This window comes from Lentibacillus halophilus, from assembly GCF_055395055.1.
The window spans coordinates 2,111,361-2,128,943 of the sequence record NZ_AP043750.1; the positions used below are offsets into that span (position 1 = coordinate 2,111,361).

Below are 17,583 nucleotides of genomic sequence, written 5' to 3' on the forward strand. Positions count from 1 at the left end.
ATACCGGCTCCAACAGAACTTCCGGAACATATATCCTTATGAAGGAGGCAGCATCATGCATATAGACTTTCAGGATGAAACACAGTCCGTCCACGCCGATAATATTGATCTGTTGCAGCGTCTTTTAACGTTCACAGCGGAAAAAGAGGTCATTGCCAGTGGCGCGGAGGTTTCTGTTATATTTGTGAACGATAAAGATATCCGTGAAATCAACCGAAATTATCGTCAACAGGACAAACCGACCGATGTCATTTCGTTTGCGATGCAGGAAACATCAGAGGATGAGACGGCTATTGTTGGTGCTGATTTACCGCTTATGCTCGGTGATATCGTTATTTCTATTGATAGAGCGAGGGAGCAAGCGGAGGAGTACGAGCATTCATTGGAAAGGGAACTTGGGTTTCTGACGGTGCATGGTTTTCTTCATTTGCTCGGTTATGATCATATGAACGATGATGATGAGGCACGCATGTTCTCAAAACAGGATTGGGTGCTAGGTGCGTTTGGCCTTGAACGATAACTCTAAAAAAAGAAGGATTGGCTTTGTTTATGCTTGGCAGGGCCTGAAAACAGCAATCAGAACAGAACGGAATTTCAGACTTCATGTGGTTGCTGCTTTCCTTGTCATAGCCACTGGCTGTGCTTTCCGGTTGGAAGCCCTTCAGTGGTCAATTTTGATGCTTGCCTCGGGAATGGTGTTGACTGCTGAGCTGATTAACACAGCTGTTGAAAAAATGATGGATCACCTGACCCCTGAATTCCACCCTTGTACGAAAGTCGTTAAAGATATGGCAGCAGCTGCTGTGCTTGTATCAGCCGTCTTTGCAGCTGCTGCCGGACTGTTTATCTTTCTCCCAGAACTATATGCACGAATAACTTAAGCCTTCCACTTGTGAAGGCTATTGCTTCAACCATTATTTGTCACTTCCTGTCGAAATAATGGTTGTTTTTAAAGGTTTTGTCCATACACATGAAATGGACAAGCTTTTATAGTATGATAAAACATAAGCAGATGCTTCGGAGGCAATAAATCATGCATAACACATTTAAATCAGGATTTATAGCAATTATTGGCAGGCCGAATACAGGAAAATCGACTTTTTTGAATTACGTGATCGGTCAAAAGATTGCCATTATGAGTGAAAAGCGACAGACGACCCGAAACAGGATTCAAGGTGTGATGACCAATGCGGATTCCCAACTCGTTTTTATTGATACACCAGGCATTCATAAACCGAAGCACCGTTTAGGAGACTTCATGGTGAAATCGGCTGAAGATACGTTGAATGAAGTAGACGCTATCCTGTTTATGGTAAATGCTGAAGAAGGATATGGAAAGGGCGATCAGTATATTATGGATCTTCTGCAAAAAGTTAATCGCCCAGTTTTTCTTGTTATCAATAAAATCGATCGTGTCCACCCGGATGAACTCCTTCCGTTCATAGATACGTACAGGGACAAGTATCACTTTGAAGCTATTTTTCCTATCTCGGCATTATACGGGAATAATGTCACCCATTTGATTGAAGAGCTGCAAAGTCATATGCCGGAAGGACCGCAATACTATCCCGATGACTATGTGACAGATCACCCGGAACGATTTATTATAAGCGAATTAATCCGCGAAAAAGTTCTGCAGCTGACATCAGAAGAGGTGCCTCATTCCATTGCCGTTGTTATTGAAAATTTGGAAGAGCGGGACTCCGGAGCCGTCTTTGTTCAAGCATCGATTATGACTGAACGGAAGACACAAAAAGGAATTATTATCGGAAACCAGGGAACCATGCTGAAAAACATCGGCCAAAGAGCCCGGGAAGATATCGAAGCACTGCTCGGATCCAAAGTTTATCTGGATCTGTGGGTAAAAGTTCAGAAAGACTGGCGTAACAGGCAATCGCAGCTTCAGGAACTCGGCTATCGCAGTGACGAATATTAGACTTGGTAAATTTTAATACTTATGGTTTCACCATGCATGGAAAACATAATACTGCAAGACGCTATCAACATGTAAAAGAAAGGCGGGTTTCTTGTGATCGACTTTACGTGGAAGATATTCAGTCAAACGGGAAATATTGAAACCTATTTATTGATGAAAGAACTGGAGAAACATCATTCCATTGCAAATAAGGCCGATCAGCAGGAAAAATCGAAAACATCGTCGGATATTTAAGATGGTCGGTATAGTCCATAGAAGGTGAACGATTTGCTTGAAAAAATGCAGGGTATTGTCATAAAGACACAAGATTATGGAGAAACGCATAAAATTGTCACATTGTTTAGCAATAAATGGGGGAAGATCGCTGCTATTGCCCGAGGCGCTAAAAAACCTAAAAGCCGAATGGCTGCTGTTACGCAGCCATTCATTAATGGTGAGTTTTTCATCTATGTCAACTCAGGATTGAGCACCATACAGCAAGGCGAGGTCCTGGACTCCAACAGGTGGATCCGTGAAGATATCATCAAAACGGCTTATGCTTCCTATGTTGCTGAATTGACGGATAAGTTAACGGATTCCCGACTCCCTGACCTGAATCTTTATAACCAGTTGCAAGGGACATTGAATTGGATAGGAGAACAGGACGATATGGATGTTCCCATTATGATGTATGAATTAAAACTATTTGCCAGAGCTGGCATTACCCCAGTTCTTGACAAATGCGTGCTTTGCGGTGAGGAAACAGGGCCATTTGCTTTTTCCATTGCGGAAGGTGGTTTTCTCTGTGAGCAATGTCAATATAATGACCGACAAACGTTTCCGCTTTCTCTCAAACAGACACAATTATTGCGACTATTTGCAGGAGTGGAATTGGAACGGGTTGGAACCATTTCTGTCAAAGACGAAAACAAACAGTGGCTCCGTAAACTCATCGATGCGTATTATGATGCTCATGGTGGGTACTATTTGAAATCAAAACGGTTTCTTCGGCAAATGGATCAATTGCGTTAGCACGGCGTTCTTGACAAACCAGACACTTTACGGTTATATTTTATACATAATGAAATGATACGCGCAAGGCGGGAGAATAGTACTTATTGAATCCTGTTACGAGCGAGTCCGGGGATGGTGCAAGCCGGATAACAGGCCTTTAAGGAATGGCGCTCCCAAGCGATTATGTGAAAGTGGCTCTTATCAAAAGGGCAAATAGGGTGGAACCGCGGATTGAACCCGTCCCTATGCCGTCGTATCGGCATAGGGACGGGTATTTATATGCACAGGAAGTGGAGGAAAAACTATGACCATACAGGAAGTCATTTTAACACTACAAAAACATTGGTCGGATCAGAATTGCGTCCTTATGCAAGCGTATGATGTTGAAAAAGGCGCCGGTACCATGTCACCGATGACGCTTTTACGCAGTTTGGGACCCGAACCGTGGAATGTCGCTTATGTAGAGCCATCAAGACGACCGGCGGATGGCCGCTACGGTCAAAACCCGAACCGCCTCTATCAACATCATCAATTCCAGGTTATTATGAAGCCATCACCGGACAATATACAGGATTTGTATCTGGATTCATTGAAAGCATTAGGGATCGATCCACTGCATCATGATATTCGTTTTGTAGAAGATAATTGGGAAAATCCAACCTTGGGGGCTTCAGGACTTGGTTGGGAAGTGTGGCTGGACGGAATGGAGATAACGCAATTCACCTACTTTCAGCAAATAGGTGGACTGGAGGCAAGTCCGGTTTCTGTCGAGCTCACCTATGGAATTGAACGGATAGCATCGTTTATTCAAGATAAGGAGAATGTCTTTGACCTGGAATGGACAGACGGTGTTACGTTCAATGACATCTTTTTTCAGCCGGAGTACGAACACTCCAAGTATACATTTGAAGAATCCGACACAGATATGTTGTTTGATTTATTTGCCAAATACGAAAAAGAAGCAGCATCTGCGATGGAAAAAGGGCTTGTTTTTCCGGCGTATGATTATGTGTTGAAATGCTCTCATACATTTAATTTGCTTGATGCCAAAGGCGTTATTTCTGTCACCGAGCGAACAGGCTATATTTCCAGAATACGCAGTCTGGCACGAAGCATTTCCAAGGAATATGTAAAAGAGCGGGAACGGCTAGGTTTTCCCATGCTGAAAGAGGAGGCAGAATGATGGCTGAAGATATATTGGTGGAAATTGGACTGGAAGAACTACCGGCACGATTTATTGATGATGCGGAAAAGCAATTTCTACAAAAGTCGCAACGATGGCTTGACGAACAGCGTATTGCCTATGATTCCATTACATCATTTTCAACACCGCGCAGGCTGGCTGTCATGGTAAACGGAGCCAGTGACTCCCAGACATCGATTCGGGAAGAGGTGAAAGGACCGTCAGAAAAGATTGCCAAAGATGAGAATGGTGACTGGACGAAAGCAGCTATTGGTTTTTCCAAAGGACAAGGAAAAACGGTTGATGACATCTATACAAAAGATGTCAATGGATCCAATTATATTTTTGTTGAAAAACAGATCATCGGTAAAGAAACACGGGATTTGTTGCCAGCGTTCAAAGATATTATAGAGTCGATTTCGTTCCCGAAAAACATGCGCTGGGCGGAGCAATCACTGCGTTATGCGCGTCCTGTCCGCTGGCTCGTGGCGCTCTTTGGTCGTGACGTTATTCCATTTGAAGTGGCGGATGTTCATACAGGTAACCATACATACGGTCACCGTTTCCTTGGCAACGACATAACATTGACATCCCCTACCGAATATGAGAAAGCTTTGCAGGAACAGTACGTTATTGCAAATCCGCAAAAGCGCCAACAGTTAATTGCCAACGGGATGACACAGCTTGAGTCAGATCATGGATTTCATATTCCGGAAGATGACGAACTGCTGCAGGAAGTGCGCAATCTGGTGGAGTACCCGACTGTTTTCACTGGTTCGTTTGATAACAATTATTTAAAGCTGCCGGAAGATGTGCTTATCACATCCATGAAGGAGCATCAGCGTTATTTCCCTGTCAAAGATAGCAATGGAGACCTGCTTCCATATTTTATAAGTGTGCGAAACGGCGATGATTATAAACTTGACACGGTAAGAAAAGGAAATGAAAAAGTGCTCCAGGCACGATTATCCGATGCGCAATTCTTTTTTGAAGAAGATCAAAAACAATCCATTGATTACTACTTAAACAAATTGGAACGCATTGTTTTCCAGGAGAAATTAGGAACTATTGGTGACAAAGTAAGACGCGTGCGGAAAATAACCGAACAGCTGTCACAGAGGCTCGCATTGGATGAACAGACACAAGCCAATGCCCTCAGAGCTGCCGACATCTGTAAATTTGATTTGCCGACACATATGGTCGATGAATTTTCCAATCTGCAGGGAATCATCGGAGAAACGTATGCGCGGAATGCCGGCGAAAACGAATCTGTAGCTAAAGCCATAGCGGACCATTATCTTCCTTCTCAAGCTGATGGAAAGTTGCCGGATACACTTGAAGGAGCCATGGTCAGCGTGGCGGATAAGCTGGACACGGTTGTCGGTTGTATGGAAGCAGGGCTGATACCCAGTGGGTCGCATGATCCATACGGTTTAAGACGGCAGGCTACAGGCTTGTTACGAATACTGCATGAACGGCATTGGGATATAACCGTTGAATCGTTACTGGAATTGGGGCAAAAGCTCTACCTGGATATTGGTATGGAACAAGTCGACCATGAAAAAGCAGCGTCAGAGCTGGATCAGTTCTTGAAACAGCGTGCTGCTTATCTGTTGCAAAACGTTGCATCCGGGCAGGATATCACCCAAGCTTTGTTGCATGATGATATCGGGGTGATGCCTTATACGATGGCCAAAGCGAAAGAATTATCATGGCAACGGAACAATTCAGCATTCACACCTGTTCATGAAGCCCTTGTCCGTACTCTTAATTTAGCCGGGAAAACCAATCGACAAAATGTGGATCCGGATGTTTTCCAAACAGCCTCTGAAAGCGACCTGTTCGCAGTACTTCAACAAGCTGAAAACATGTTTGCGTCTGCAAATTCTCGGCAAAATGCTCATCAGGCGTTACAAGAATTGGCACGACTCGCACAACCCATACATGCTTTCTTTGAACACAATATGGTCATGTCCGATGATGCGATTATTCGTGACAACCGTTTGTCCCTCGTAAACCGTATAGCTGCTTTGGTCTACAGTTATGCGGATCTGTCGGCAATTGAATGGAAACAGCAGTTTGAATCAGTATGACCAGCCTTTTCCTTTTCACCATGAATAGGCTATAATATTAATGAGTAGTATGACATATTGAAAGCACGGGTGGTGAATAAGGTGGAATTATCCAATCGACAGGAACAAATTATTGAAATCGTCAAAGAAAATGGTCCAATCACCGGGGAACATATAGCAGAGCGACTGCATCTGACACGAGCTACATTGCGTCCGGATTTGGCCATATTGACCATGGCAGGTTTTTTGGAGGCACGCCCCCGCGTGGGATATTTTTACACAGGCAAGACCGGAACCGAATTATTGACCGAAAAGATCAAACAATTCAAGGTGCATGAATATCAATCCGTTCCAATCGTCGTGAAAGAAGAAGCTTCCGTTTATGATGCTATATCCACAATGTTTCTTGAAGATGTAGGAACATTATTTGTCGTGAATGCACAAGCGGGCCTAACCGGTGTTTTGTCCCGGAAAGATTTGCTCCGGGCCAGTATCGGCAATCAGGAATTGGACGCGATTCCGGTTCATATCATTATGTCTAGAATGCCAAACATCACCATCTGTTACCGAGATGATTTAATAATTGATGCCGCCAAAAAACTGATTAATAATCAAATTGACGGATTGCCAGTAGTCAAGGAAACAGATAATGGAAAAGAGATTGTCGGAAGGATTACTAAAACAACGATTACCAAAGCGTTTGTGGAATTAATTATGGATGAGCATTAATAAGAGAGGAGCATATCCATGGATGATAAGCCACTTATTTACGTCCTGTCTGATTCGGTCGGCGAAACAGCAGAACTGGTTATAAAAGCAGGATTAAGCCAATTTAATAATGGGAACTATCGCGTGCAACGAGTTCCTTATGTGGATGATAGAAAAACCATTGATGATGCATTGCAGCTGGCAATGGAAGAACAGGCGCTCATTGGTTTTACGCTTGTCGATCCGGAACTGCGGACGTATCTGAATGAACAAGCTGCCGTTAAAAATCTAGAAGCGATTGATATTATGGGCCCGATGCTTAATGCCATGGAACGGGTTTTTCATCGGAATCCGCATATGCAGCCGGGTCTTGTTCATAAATTGGATGAAGATTACTTCAGACGTGTGGAAGCCATTGAGTTTGCAGTAAAATATGATGATGGCAGGGATCCACGTGGGATTGCCCGGGCCGACCTTATTCTCATCGGTGTTTCTCGTACATCCAAAACGCCATTGTCGCAACATTTGGCGCTTAAGCGATTGAAAGTCGCCAATGTTCCGATTGTTCCAGAAGTTGCCCCTCCGGAAGAATTGTTTAACGTTAACCCTGATAAATGCATCGGTCTGCGGATAAATGCTGAAAAATTAAATGATATACGGAAGGAAAGACTGAAAGCATTAGGACTGGACGATCACGCTACTTACGCAAACATGGAACGAATTCATCAGGAAATTGACTATTTCGATGATGTTGTACAAAAGATCGGCTGTAACGTTATTGATGTTTCCCATAAAGCAGTGGAGGAAACAGCTAATACTATTATGCGCATGATGAAATAATGTTGGTGAAAACATTCTGTTCGAAGCAGAATGTTTTCATTTGTTATTAACAATAAAAGAGTTTTTTACTGGTTTTTTTAAGTTGTTTGTATTATAATAGTTGTTTCTGTAAATATATATAATAAAGTGGTGTTACAAAGGGGCAATCACAAAAATGATTAAAACAATAAATCGTGACATTCATGCAGGAAAAACACGTCCGTTGTCGAATATATCTTGTACAAGATGTTAGAGGAGTATGTTTATCGAGGTGATTCAAGAGGTACAATAGTATATGTGTGGTAAATGATTGTTCTTTTTTTGTAAAACACTGTTTTGGTTTGGAAGGATTTTTTCTCGAGGTGATTAAAAAACTTGTCGAAATATGGAGGATTTTTATCTTCCATATCGAAATATGAAACATGGTGGTCCAAATGGCTGATCAACAATTTGATGAAGCAATCGAACAGGTGCGCACGTCTCATGATATTGTTGATATCATCGGAGAATATATTCAGCTGAAAAAACAGGGACGGAATTATTTTGGACTTTGTCCGTTCCATGGTGAAAAGACCCCCTCGTTTTCGGTGACACAGGATAAACAGATTTTCCATTGCTTCGGCTGCGGAAAAGGCGGAAACGTTATAACATTTGTCATGGAGATGGAAGGTTATACATTTTACGAAGCTTTGCAATTTCTCGCAGATAAGAGTGGAACAGATCTACCGGAGTCGTTTGGGCAAAAAGAGTCATCCGTATCTTCGGAAAACCAGCAAATACTTGCTGCCTCTGAATGGGTTGTGAAACTTTATCATCATTTGCTGCGTTTTACAAAAGATGGGAAAAAAGGTTATCAATACTTGAAAGACCGCGGAATAACAGATGAGACGATTGACGCATTCCAACTTGGCTTTGCGCCGGAAGCAAAGGATTTCACGGCTTCATTTCTTGATAAGAAGGGCTTTCATCAGCAGACGCTCATTAAATCAGGTCTCTTATCACAGCGTGATGATAACGGTGTGAGCGATCGATTCCGGGGAAGGGTCATTTTTCCAATCCGCAACCATCTGGGCAAGCCTATCGCTTTTGGAGGCCGGACATTAACGAATCAGGAGCCCAAGTATTTGAACAGTCCTGAAAGCGAACTATTTCAGAAAGGTCGGATGCTTTACAATTTTGATCTCGCCAAAAAACATATACGCAAGCAGGGAGAGGCCATTCTATTTGAAGGGTATATGGATGTCATTTCCGCTTACCAAGCTGGTGTCCAGCATGGTGTTGCAACACTGGGGACCTCGCTAACGGAAACACAGGCGCGACTTCTCAAGCGCTATGTTGACACGGTCATTATTTGCTATGACGCGGATGAGTCAGGCCATGATGCGACATACAAGGCCGCGGGGACACTGCAAAAGGCCGGATGTTCTGTGAAAGTCGCCAACTTAACGGACAACATGGACCCGGATCATTATATTGCAGAATTCGGCGGGGAATCCTTTTGGAATGATGTTATCACGTCCAGCCTAACATTTACAAGTTTTTACATGCGGTATCTTAAAAAAGACTTTAATCTTACTTTGGAAGGTGACCGCATAAACTATATAGAAAAGGTTCTCGAGCATCTCGCCATGATTGACAGTGCGGTGGAACGGGAATATTATTTGAAAGAGCTGAGCAATGACTATGATATTTCCATGGAGTCACTGACACAACAAATTCAATTCCATCGGCAGCAGAAACGGCTTGGCGGGGATAAAAGCAATAAGAACAGTCATACTAATCATGCACCCGGGATTCAACAGTCGAAAAGGCTATTGCCCGCTTTTCATAATGCGGAACGGCATCTGCTTGCATATATGTTGCAAGACCTGTCCATCATTGATAGAGTGCAGGAGGAAATAGGTGCATCCTTTACCATTGATGAGCATAAGATTATTGCTACGCACTTGTATGCTTTTTATGAGGAAAATAATGAAGCAGATGTAAGCAAATTTATCGAGATGGTGAATGACGACCAGGTTAAGAAGCTAGTTACAGAGCTTGCTATGATTTCTGTCCAAGACCATATGACGGATGATGTCATAAATGATTATATACGAATCATCCAAGCTGAAAATCATAAAAAACAAAACATCTATTCATTAAAAGAAGAACAAAAAATGGCTGAACAGCAAAACAATCCCATTAAAGCGGCTGAAATTGCTAAGCGAATTATGGATATGGAGAAACAACGGAAGAATATAAATTGAATGGAGTTGGAAGGAGGGGGACTCATGGCTGAAAACAAACCTTCACAAACAAAAGAGAATAATAACAATAATAATGAGCTTACACTTGACCAAGCAAAAGAACAATTGCTTGAAATGGGCAAAAAACGTGGTGTTTTGGCTTATGAAGAAGTTGCTGAGCGTCTGTCCAGTTTCGCTATTGAATCGGAACAGATGGATGAATTTTATGAGTACCTGACAGATCAGGGTGTAGAAGTAATTGGGGACTCTGAGGAAGACCCAAAAATGCAGGAAATCGCAAAAGAAGAAGAGTTCGACCTGAATGATCTGAGTGTTCCTCTCGGTATTAAGATAAACGATCCTGTTCGCATGTATTTGAAAGAAATCGGTCGAGTGGATTTATTGTCCGCTGCTGAGGAGATCGATCTTGCCCACCGGATTGAAAATGGTGAAGAAGAAGCGAAGCGACGTTTGTCGGAATCCAATTTACGCTTGGTTGTCAGTATTGCTAAACGGTATGTCGGGCGCGGCATGTTATTCCTTGATCTGATTCAGGAAGGCAATATGGGCTTAATAAAAGCGGTGGAAAAATTTGATTACCGCAAAGGATTTAAGTTCAGTACGTATGCCACATGGTGGATTCGTCAAGCCATCACGCGCGCTATTGCGGATCAAGCACGGACTATCCGCATACCCGTGCACATGGTGGAAACCATTAATAAGCTAATCAGAGTGCAGCGTCAGCTTCTTCAGGATTATGGACGCGAGCCAACACCTGAAGAAATCGGTGAAGAAATGGAGTTGCCACCGGATAAAGTAAGAGAAATTCTTAAAATTGCACAAGAACCGGTTTCTCTTGAAACGCCGATCGGTGAAGAAGACGATTCCCATCTTGGTGACTTTATTGAAGATCAAGAGGCTGTTTCACCGTCCGATCACGCATCTTATGAGTTGTTGAAAGAACAGTTGGAAAATGTTCTCGATACACTGACAGATCGTGAAGAAAATGTATTGCGCCTGCGGTTTGGCCTTGACGATGGACGGACACGAACATTGGAAGAGGTTGGAACAGTGTTTGGTGTGACCCGGGAACGTATTCGTCAAATTGAAGCAAAGGCACTCAGAAAGCTGAGACATCCTAGCCGCAGTAAACGATTGAAAGATTTTCTCGAATAGTATGTGTGCAGTCATTGAGCACCATTTTTTTGTGTGCAATGACTGTTCATACATATACAATCGGTTGAGATCTTATAGACCACTTCAATATAAATATCGTAACATAAAAAATGTCATAGTTCGATGATTGACCTTATAAAGTCAAACATCGTTTTTGTGAGGGTCTCCCTTCCTTCCCTTTGGAATGCTTGGATAATTGCGGAATGTAAGACGATATGCGACTGGACAAAGATAGTTACAATGGCGACATAGTTGTATTGTCAAGGGCGTGGCGTATGATTGCTAAAATGTTTTGTTTCCTGACCTCCTCTGTGGATTGATCCAACGTTTGTAAGCGGGAGTATGACAGGTTCGTTCGGTAATGTATGATAAACATGGTTGTTTTATAAATGTCACATCTTTTCCTTTAAAGTTAATAGCTTTTCAAGTAAAATAAAAGTATCGTCAACTTTTATCATAAAAGGGAATACATAAGGAGGAACAGCTATGAAGAAAAATCCAATCATGGCCTATGGTTTAATCGCCGGTCTCGGCATTGTTTTAGTTATTATTGTGTCGGTTGTCGGACTTAATCAGCAGCAAGCTAAGGATGAGCAAAATGGCGAGGAAAAACAAGGAGAGGAACAACAGCAGGACGAGTCCCAGGATAACGGTTCTGGTGGCGGCGGTGAAACAACTGCCAACGGTGAAGAAATTTTCAAGAGTAATTGTGCGTCCTGTCATGGAAGCGATTTGTCCGGTGGCATGGGGCCTTCCTTGAAAACCGTCGGCAATAAATATTCCAAAGATGAAATTAAGCAAGTTATTAAAGACGGCTTTCCTGACGCCGGGATGCAGCCGGGAATTGTTAAAGGCAAAGAGGCTGATGCTGTAGCTGAATTTCTTTCCAAACAAAAATAAGAGTGATTATGCCAGCGCAGGAAAGAGTAAGCTTACTGATATGATGCAGCAAGCTTGCTCTTTTGTACTTAGAAACTGTTAATAGATGAGGAGAACGAGATGGAACCTAGCACTAAACTTTCCAAACGCTTGAAAAAGGTTGCTTCATTTGTACTGCCGGGATCACGATTTGCTGATATTGGGTCTGATCATGCTTACCTTCCTTGCTATGTTTGCTTAAGGGATCCTTCGGCATATGCGATAGTTGGAGAATTGAATAAAGGGCCACTTCAGCGTGCACGACAGACCGTTTCATGGAATGGGTTAACGGATAGGATTGATGTTCGTTCAGGCGATGGTCTGGCTGTTTTCCATCGTGGTGAAGTGAACACAGTAGTGATAGCAGGAATGGGCGGTTCCCTTATCCATACCATTCTAAGCGATGGAGAGGCTCACTTGATGGGACTGGAGCGAATCATTGTTCAACCGAATACGGATGAACGGAATGTTCGTCAATGGTTTTCAACTCATGGTTACAGTATTATCGGTGAATCAATGGTGGAAGACAACGGACGTATATATGAAATTATTGTCGCTGATAAAATGGCTGGTTCACAACAATTGACAGGGAAACAACTACTGTTTGGCCCACATCTTTTGAAGCAGAAACCGGATTTGTTTTATCGAAAATGGGAAAAAGAACATATGAAGCAAAGACACATTATCGATCAGATGACGTATGCAAAATATCCTGATAATCCTAAAATTGCAATGATTGAAAAAGAAACAAAGTGGATAAAGGAGGAATTGGGTCATGACTGTCCGTAATATGGATGTATTCAACTCAATGGAAGCATGGGCACCAAAATGGCTAGCGTATGACTGGGATAATGTCGGGCTTCAGATTGGGTCTTATCAAACATCGGTGAATAAGGTAATGGTTACATTGGATGTTCTTGAGTCCACAGTTGATGAGGCGATTGCCAATAACGTTAATTTGATTATTGCCCATCACCCTTTGTTGTTTAAGCCGCTCAAGCAGCTGGATACTGATTCTCCGAAAGGTCGGGTTATTCGGAAATTGATCGCATGGGACATATCTGTATACGCCGCTCATACGAATCTGGATATGGCCAATGGTGGCGTCAATGATATGCTTTGTGATCGGATCGGCATTTATCATCGAGATATTCTTTCAGTCAACTATACGGAAAAAATGATCAAAATGGTGGTGTTCGTTCCTGAATCCCATGCTGATGAAGTAAGGGAAGCTATGAGTGAACAAGGCGCGGGTCATATTGGTGATTACAGTCATTGCACGTTTCAATCGGCGGGGCAAGGAACGTTTAAACCACTTGAAGGCACAGACCCCTATATCGGATCACAGGACACTCTAGCGTTTGTCGATGAAGTAAAAATGGAAACAATTATTCCACAGTACAAGCTTTCCTCTGTTGTGGATGCAATGATGGCAGCACATCCATACGAAGAGGCTGCCTATGATCTGTATCCAGTGGAAAATAGCGGTCCTTCCTATGGGTTGGGAAGAATAGGTGTTATGGATGAATCCATGTCCTTGAATGAACTGAGCGATAGGATCAAAAAAACGCTAAATATTTCTCGTGTGCGGGTTACCGGTGATTTGTCTGCAACGGTAAAACGCATAGCAGTTTTGGGTGGAAGCGGGGAAAAATATCTGCACGAAGCAAAAAAGGCGGGAGCTGATGTATATATAACCGGAGATATGACACTCCACCCCGCGCAGGATGCACAGGAAATGGGGCTTTCAATGATTGACCCAGGCCATTATGCGGAAAAAGTCATGAAAGATGATACAAAAGCCTATCTGGACAAAGAATTCTCTAAAGACGTATTGAACGTCATAGTATCCCAAGCCAATACTGATCCATTTCAAATCGTTTGATTGAGTTTACGCATAAAAAGGAGTAATCGATCATGACTGAACATTTCAGCCAATTTAATTTTCTGCCTGTCCTGACTGACGTTATTGACAAACTGCAATTTAAGCAGCCAACCTCTATCCAACAGCAAGTGATACCTGCCGTACTTGAAGGCAGGAGTGTCATTGCCCGTTCTCAGACAGGGTCCGGGAAAACACATGCCTACCTACTTCCGCTAATAAATGAACTTGATCCAGATAAACAAGAAGTACAACTGGTGCTGACAGCTCCGACTCGGGAGTTGGCATCGCAAATATACGATGAAGTGAAGACGATTATTGACTATGCCGGTAAGGGTGACGTATGGAAGGCCAAGCTACTCGTCGGAGGAACGGATAAACAACGAATGATGGAAAAACTGAAAGAACCACCTCATATTATTGTCGGTACTCCGGGGCGAATGTTGGATTTGGTAAGCGACCAAAGCCTTTCCATTTTTACGGCATCGGCATTTGTGATTGATGAAGCCGATCTCATGCTGGAACTCGGGTTTATCGAGGACATTGATCAATTGTTGGTCCGCACCCGTCAAAATGTCCAAATTCTCGCATTTTCTGCGACGATTCCTCAACAGCTTGAACAGTTTTACCATAAATATTTGGAAAATCCGCTGCATGTTAAAATAGATGATTCAATGGCACCAGAAACGTTGGAACATCGGTTCATTCCTTTGAAAAACAGGACGGAAACAGATGTGATTGTTTCCATCTCGAAAATGATTCAACCGTATTTGGCCATCATTTTCACGAACGGAAAGGAAGAAGCTGATGCATTGGCTGTTTCTTTGCAACAAAATGGGCTCTCTACCGGTCTTATCCATGGCGGCTTGGCATCAAGGGAGCGCAAGCGGGTACTGAAGGAAATTCAGAATCTCCGTTATCAGTATGTTGTAGCAACCGACCTTGCTTCTCGCGGCATGGATATTAAAGGTGTCAGCCATATTATCAATGCGCAACTTCCAAAAGAAACGGACTTTTATGTACATCGCGCGGGCCGGACTGCACGGGCTGGCATGGAAGGAATGGTTATAAGCCTTTATAAGGATGAAGACGTGCGGTTGTTGGAAAAGTTAAAACAAAAAGACATACCTGTTCCTTTTTGGGATATTAAAGATGGTGATTGGAAACCTGTCCATTATCGAAGTCAACGAAAAAAAGATAATACAGCTGATCATGATATGGATTCGTTAGCGTGGAATCAAGTCAAAAAATATAAAAAAGTTAAACCTGGCTATAAGAAAAAAATGAAAAAACAAAAGGAAAAAGTGAAAGATCAATTAAAGAAACAACCAAACCAAAAACGAAAATGATGTTGGGGTGAGGAAATGTTAAAAATAGGATCACACGTATCCATGAGTGGAAAGAAAATGCTGAAGGGATCGAGTGAACAGGCAGCATCATACGGATCCAATGTCTTTATGATTTATACCGGTGCGCCGCAAAACACAAAACGAAAACCCATTGATGAATTGAATATTGATGCCGGAAGACAACATATGGAAGCGAACGGAATCGTTGATGTTGTTGTACATGCTCCTTATATCATCAATATCGGCAATACCGTTAAGAAAGAAACGTTTGAACTCGGTGTGGAATTTTTACAAAATGAGATTGATCGTACAGCAGCGATTGGTGCCGAACAGATTGTATTGCATCCTGGCTCCCATGTGGGACAGGGAGCTGACAAAGGAATTGCGAAAATTGTGGAAGGTCTCAATGAAGTGCTTGATAAACATCAAGACGTCCAGATAGCACTCGAGACAATGGCCGGTAAAGGATCGGAAATTGGACGCACATTTGAAGAATTAGCTTCCATTATGGATGGTGTAACCCATAATGAAAAACTGTCCGTGTGTCTCGATACGTGCCACATTCACGATGCAGGGTATGATGTTGTTCATGATTTTGATGGTGTGCTTGATGAATTTGACCGCGTTGTTGGGCTTGATCGTCTGCAAGTTGTTCATGTGAATGATAGCAAAAACGTGCAAGGTGCTCGGAAAGACCGGCACGAAAATATTGGTTTTGGTCATATTGGATTTGAAGCGTTGAACCATGTTATTAAGCATCCAAAATTGGAAAACCTTCCTAAAATTTTAGAGACACCATTTGTAGGGGAAGATAAGAAGGATAAAAAGCCGCCGTACCAATTTGAGATAAATATGATTCGAAATGACTCGTTTGAACCGGATTTGAAGGAAAAAATTATAAAGCAATAAAAAAACAGGAATATCGCTTTGTGCACGATTCCTGTTAGGCATGGGGTTGATGCTCACTGAAATAAATGTTCCAGACCGTACGATTGGATCATTTTCTCAAACAGCTTCTGAGCTTTGTCTGCCGTGTGCTGATCCGTTATGCGGGCAAGCTCCTGAAGCATTTTTTCCCGGCTGTGTGGACTGAAAGGATCAACAGTATGCTCTTGTAAATAGTCAGTAATAGCTTCAGCCTGATTTCGCGTCACTGAAAAATGATAGTTGTGTGCGTATTGAAGAATCTCATCAGTCGTTAACCGCTTGAGTTTATTACGCACCACTTGTCTAATGAATGTTGACATACGCCTCTCCCCCTTAAAAAAGTGATCTGTTTTACTGTATGCACCAATTATAAAAACTTTCTTATTTACCCACCCTTTTTAACAATATGTACCAGTATATATGCATCCATCGTTCATAAACTATACATACACCTCGAAAGGAAAGAGAGGTCTTGACGATGGATGAAACGAACCGCAGAGCCAACAATTCAGAAAATGGTTCAAAGCTTGATGAACAATCGGATACGGGCGATATAGTCGAAACCAATTTTAACGATGGTAAACGGGACATGGATGAGGTTCAAAGTAGACGTGATGAGGAATTTGCCGCAGAAATAACCGCGGATGACGCAGAAGCTAAAAAAGATGATGATACCGATGCGACAAGTATTTATGGTTGGGTAGCTGTAGCATTGTCCATCATTTCTTATTTTCTGATGCCAATTATTCTTGGCGGTGCCGGGGTTATCCTTGGATTTATTTCTCGAAACAGGGGTTCAGAAACACTGGGTAATACTGCGATTGTAGCTGGTGGCATTTCCATCCTGATACGCTTATTTATACTGCCATATGTATAAACAAAAGGGGCTGATTCTAATCGGCCCCTTTTTTGTACAATGGAAAAAAATAATACTCACCTGATTTGACATGAAATGGATCAGTATCTGGGTTTATTGATCGAAAGTCATCCAGTATCTTTGAAACAGCCACTTGGTTATTTAGTTCATTGATACTTTCCACAATCGATAAAACGGTATCTCCTTTTCCTGCTTTCACCCGAACGACAGTCAATTTCTCCGTTTCATGTGTATTATCAGTGGTCAATTTCGATGACGTATCGGGGAGTATACCTGTTGTCATATCTTTATAAATGCTGATGACCAATAATATAATGAACATATATAGAATAAATCGTTTCATTACGTCATCACCCTTCACTCTACTTCCCTTTAATATAGTATGATCAACCATTCTGATTTATTACTGTTGGAAATGGTGTGGGTTGTGAAAAAGTGGAATGTAAACTTTATGTTAATTTTTCTAGATTTGCTTTACAAATCATGTCGAATTCTTTAATAATAGGGAAGGTATG

The 17,583-nt window shown here is 42.3% G+C and carries 19 protein-coding genes; 17 read left to right on the forward strand and 2 right to left on the reverse strand.

Annotated elements, in window-relative coordinates:
* The first annotated feature begins 55 nt into the window (after positions 1-55).
* The 16 genes from ybeY (at position 56) to ACZ5Q7_RS10420 (ending at position 16,173) form a co-directional block, all read left to right on the forward strand.
* Positions 56-520 carry an rRNA maturation RNase YbeY gene (gene ybeY / locus ACZ5Q7_RS10345; RefSeq protein WP_343752779.1) on the forward strand — a complete coding sequence of 155 codons (465 nt, stop codon included), beginning with the start codon at positions 56-58 and terminating at the stop codon, positions 518-520.
* Positions 510-881: a diacylglycerol kinase family protein gene (locus tag ACZ5Q7_RS10350; RefSeq protein ID WP_343752781.1), complete on the forward strand. Its 372-nt coding sequence runs from the start codon at positions 510-512 to the stop codon at positions 879-881. Before ybeY ends, ACZ5Q7_RS10350 begins: the two co-directional genes overlap by 11 nt.
* 152 nt (positions 882-1,033) lie before the next feature.
* Positions 1,034-1,936: a GTPase Era gene (era, locus tag ACZ5Q7_RS10355; protein WP_343752783.1), complete on the forward strand. Its 903-nt coding sequence runs from the start codon at positions 1,034-1,036 to the stop codon at positions 1,934-1,936.
* A 93-nt stretch (positions 1,937-2,029) separates the two neighbouring features.
* The gene (locus ACZ5Q7_RS10360) at positions 2,030-2,170 is read left to right on the forward strand and encodes a YqzL family protein (RefSeq protein WP_343752785.1); all 141 of its coding nucleotides are present in this window, start codon (positions 2,030-2,032) and stop codon (positions 2,168-2,170) included.
* 24 nt (positions 2,171-2,194) lie between these two features.
* On the forward strand, positions 2,195-2,947 hold the full coding sequence (gene recO, locus ACZ5Q7_RS10365) for a DNA repair protein RecO (RefSeq protein ID WP_343752787.1): 753 nt from the start codon (positions 2,195-2,197) through the stop codon (positions 2,945-2,947).
* Between the two features lie 286 nt (positions 2,948-3,233).
* Positions 3,234-4,112 (forward strand): glycine--tRNA ligase subunit alpha, encoded by an 879-nt coding sequence (gene glyQ / locus ACZ5Q7_RS10370; protein ID WP_343752789.1) that lies wholly within the window; start codon positions 3,234-3,236, stop codon positions 4,110-4,112.
* Positions 4,112-6,205 carry a glycine--tRNA ligase subunit beta gene (gene glyS, locus ACZ5Q7_RS10375; RefSeq protein WP_343752791.1) on the forward strand — a complete coding sequence of 698 codons (2,094 nt, stop codon included), beginning with the start codon at positions 4,112-4,114 and terminating at the stop codon, positions 6,203-6,205. Before glyQ ends, glyS begins: the two co-directional genes overlap by 1 nt.
* Positions 6,206-6,286: 81 nt before the next feature.
* Entirely contained in the window at positions 6,287-6,913 is a 627-nt protein-coding gene (locus tag ACZ5Q7_RS10380) for a helix-turn-helix transcriptional regulator (protein ID WP_343752793.1), read from the forward strand.
* Between the two features lie 18 nt (positions 6,914-6,931).
* Entirely contained in the window at positions 6,932-7,732 is an 801-nt protein-coding gene (locus ACZ5Q7_RS10385; protein WP_343752795.1) for a pyruvate, water dikinase regulatory protein, read from the forward strand.
* A gap of 413 nt (positions 7,733-8,145) precedes the next feature.
* Complete coding sequence (gene dnaG / locus ACZ5Q7_RS10390) at positions 8,146-9,960, forward strand: DNA primase (protein WP_343752797.1); 1,815 nt, start codon at positions 8,146-8,148, stop codon at positions 9,958-9,960.
* A gap of 24 nt (positions 9,961-9,984) precedes the next feature.
* Positions 9,985-11,115 (forward strand): RNA polymerase sigma factor RpoD, encoded by a 1,131-nt coding sequence (rpoD, locus tag ACZ5Q7_RS10395; protein WP_343752799.1) that lies wholly within the window; start codon positions 9,985-9,987, stop codon positions 11,113-11,115.
* 486 nt (positions 11,116-11,601) lie between these two features.
* Entirely contained in the window at positions 11,602-12,015 is a 414-nt protein-coding gene (locus tag ACZ5Q7_RS10400) for a c-type cytochrome (RefSeq protein WP_343752801.1), read from the forward strand.
* Positions 12,016-12,114: 99 nt separating this feature from the next.
* Positions 12,115-12,822, forward strand: coding sequence for a tRNA (adenine(22)-N(1))-methyltransferase (locus ACZ5Q7_RS10405; protein WP_343752803.1), 708 nt, complete (start codon positions 12,115-12,117; stop codon positions 12,820-12,822).
* Positions 12,809-13,918, forward strand: a complete 1,110-nt coding sequence (locus tag ACZ5Q7_RS10410) for a Nif3-like dinuclear metal center hexameric protein (protein ID WP_343752805.1) — start codon at positions 12,809-12,811, stop codon at positions 13,916-13,918. The genes ACZ5Q7_RS10405 and ACZ5Q7_RS10410 overlap by 14 nt, the downstream gene beginning before the upstream one ends.
* 32 nt (positions 13,919-13,950) lie before the next feature.
* Positions 13,951-15,264, forward strand: coding sequence for a DEAD/DEAH box helicase (locus tag ACZ5Q7_RS10415; RefSeq protein WP_343752807.1), 1,314 nt, complete (start codon positions 13,951-13,953; stop codon positions 15,262-15,264).
* A 15-nt stretch (positions 15,265-15,279) separates the two neighbouring features.
* Positions 15,280-16,173: a deoxyribonuclease IV gene (locus ACZ5Q7_RS10420; protein ID WP_343752809.1), complete on the forward strand. Its 894-nt coding sequence runs from the start codon at positions 15,280-15,282 to the stop codon at positions 16,171-16,173.
* 53 nt (positions 16,174-16,226) lie between these two features.
* Here ACZ5Q7_RS10420 and ACZ5Q7_RS10425 read toward each other — a convergent pair whose 3' ends face one another.
* Positions 16,227-16,511 (reverse strand): DUF2624 domain-containing protein, encoded by a 285-nt coding sequence (locus ACZ5Q7_RS10425; protein WP_343752811.1) that lies wholly within the window; start codon positions 16,509-16,511, stop codon positions 16,227-16,229.
* Between the two features lie 158 nt (positions 16,512-16,669).
* On the opposite strand from ACZ5Q7_RS10425, the gene ACZ5Q7_RS10430 reads away from it, so the two are divergent.
* Positions 16,670-17,068, forward strand: coding sequence for a hypothetical protein (locus ACZ5Q7_RS10430; RefSeq protein WP_343752813.1), 399 nt, complete (start codon positions 16,670-16,672; stop codon positions 17,066-17,068).
* A gap of 16 nt (positions 17,069-17,084) precedes the next feature.
* Here the strand turns inward: ACZ5Q7_RS10430 and ACZ5Q7_RS10435 are convergent, their stop codons facing one another.
* Positions 17,085-17,411, reverse strand: coding sequence for a hypothetical protein (locus ACZ5Q7_RS10435; RefSeq protein ID WP_343752815.1), 327 nt, complete (start codon positions 17,409-17,411; stop codon positions 17,085-17,087).
* Positions 17,412-17,583: the final 172 nt, after the last annotated feature.

Excerpts from the sequence above, each read along its gene's own strand:
- era (WP_343752783.1), top strand. The coding sequence starts at position 1,034 with ATGCATAACACATTTAAATCAGGATTTATAGCAATTATTGGCAGGCCG.
- glyS (WP_343752791.1), top strand. The coding sequence starts at position 4,112 with ATGGCTGAAGATATATTGGTGGAAATTGGACTGGAAGAACTACCGGCA.
- ACZ5Q7_RS10410 (WP_343752805.1), top strand. The coding sequence starts at position 12,809 with ATGACTGTCCGTAATATGGATGTATTCAACTCAATGGAAGCATGGGCA.
- ACZ5Q7_RS10420 (WP_343752809.1), top strand. The coding sequence starts at position 15,280 with ATGTTAAAAATAGGATCACACGTATCCATGAGTGGAAAGAAAATGCTG.
- ACZ5Q7_RS10430 (WP_343752813.1), top strand. The coding sequence starts at position 16,670 with ATGGATGAAACGAACCGCAGAGCCAACAATTCAGAAAATGGTTCAAAG.
- rpoD (WP_343752799.1), top strand. The coding sequence starts at position 9,985 with ATGGCTGAAAACAAACCTTCACAAACAAAAGAGAATAATAACAATAAT.
- ACZ5Q7_RS10435 (WP_343752815.1), bottom strand. The coding sequence starts at position 17,411 with ATGAAACGATTTATTCTATATATGTTCATTATATTATTGGTCATCAGC.
- ACZ5Q7_RS10385 (WP_343752795.1), top strand. The coding sequence starts at position 6,932 with ATGGATGATAAGCCACTTATTTACGTCCTGTCTGATTCGGTCGGCGAA.
- dnaG (WP_343752797.1), top strand. The coding sequence starts at position 8,146 with ATGGCTGATCAACAATTTGATGAAGCAATCGAACAGGTGCGCACGTCT.
- ACZ5Q7_RS10415 (WP_343752807.1), top strand. The coding sequence starts at position 13,951 with ATGACTGAACATTTCAGCCAATTTAATTTTCTGCCTGTCCTGACTGAC.
- ybeY (WP_343752779.1), top strand. The coding sequence starts at position 56 with ATGCATATAGACTTTCAGGATGAAACACAGTCCGTCCACGCCGATAAT.
- glyQ (WP_343752789.1), top strand. The coding sequence starts at position 3,234 with ATGACCATACAGGAAGTCATTTTAACACTACAAAAACATTGGTCGGAT.
- ACZ5Q7_RS10405 (WP_343752803.1), top strand. The coding sequence starts at position 12,115 with ATGGAACCTAGCACTAAACTTTCCAAACGCTTGAAAAAGGTTGCTTCA.
- ACZ5Q7_RS10425 (WP_343752811.1), bottom strand. The coding sequence starts at position 16,511 with ATGTCAACATTCATTAGACAAGTGGTGCGTAATAAACTCAAGCGGTTA.
- ACZ5Q7_RS10400 (WP_343752801.1), top strand. The coding sequence starts at position 11,602 with ATGAAGAAAAATCCAATCATGGCCTATGGTTTAATCGCCGGTCTCGGC.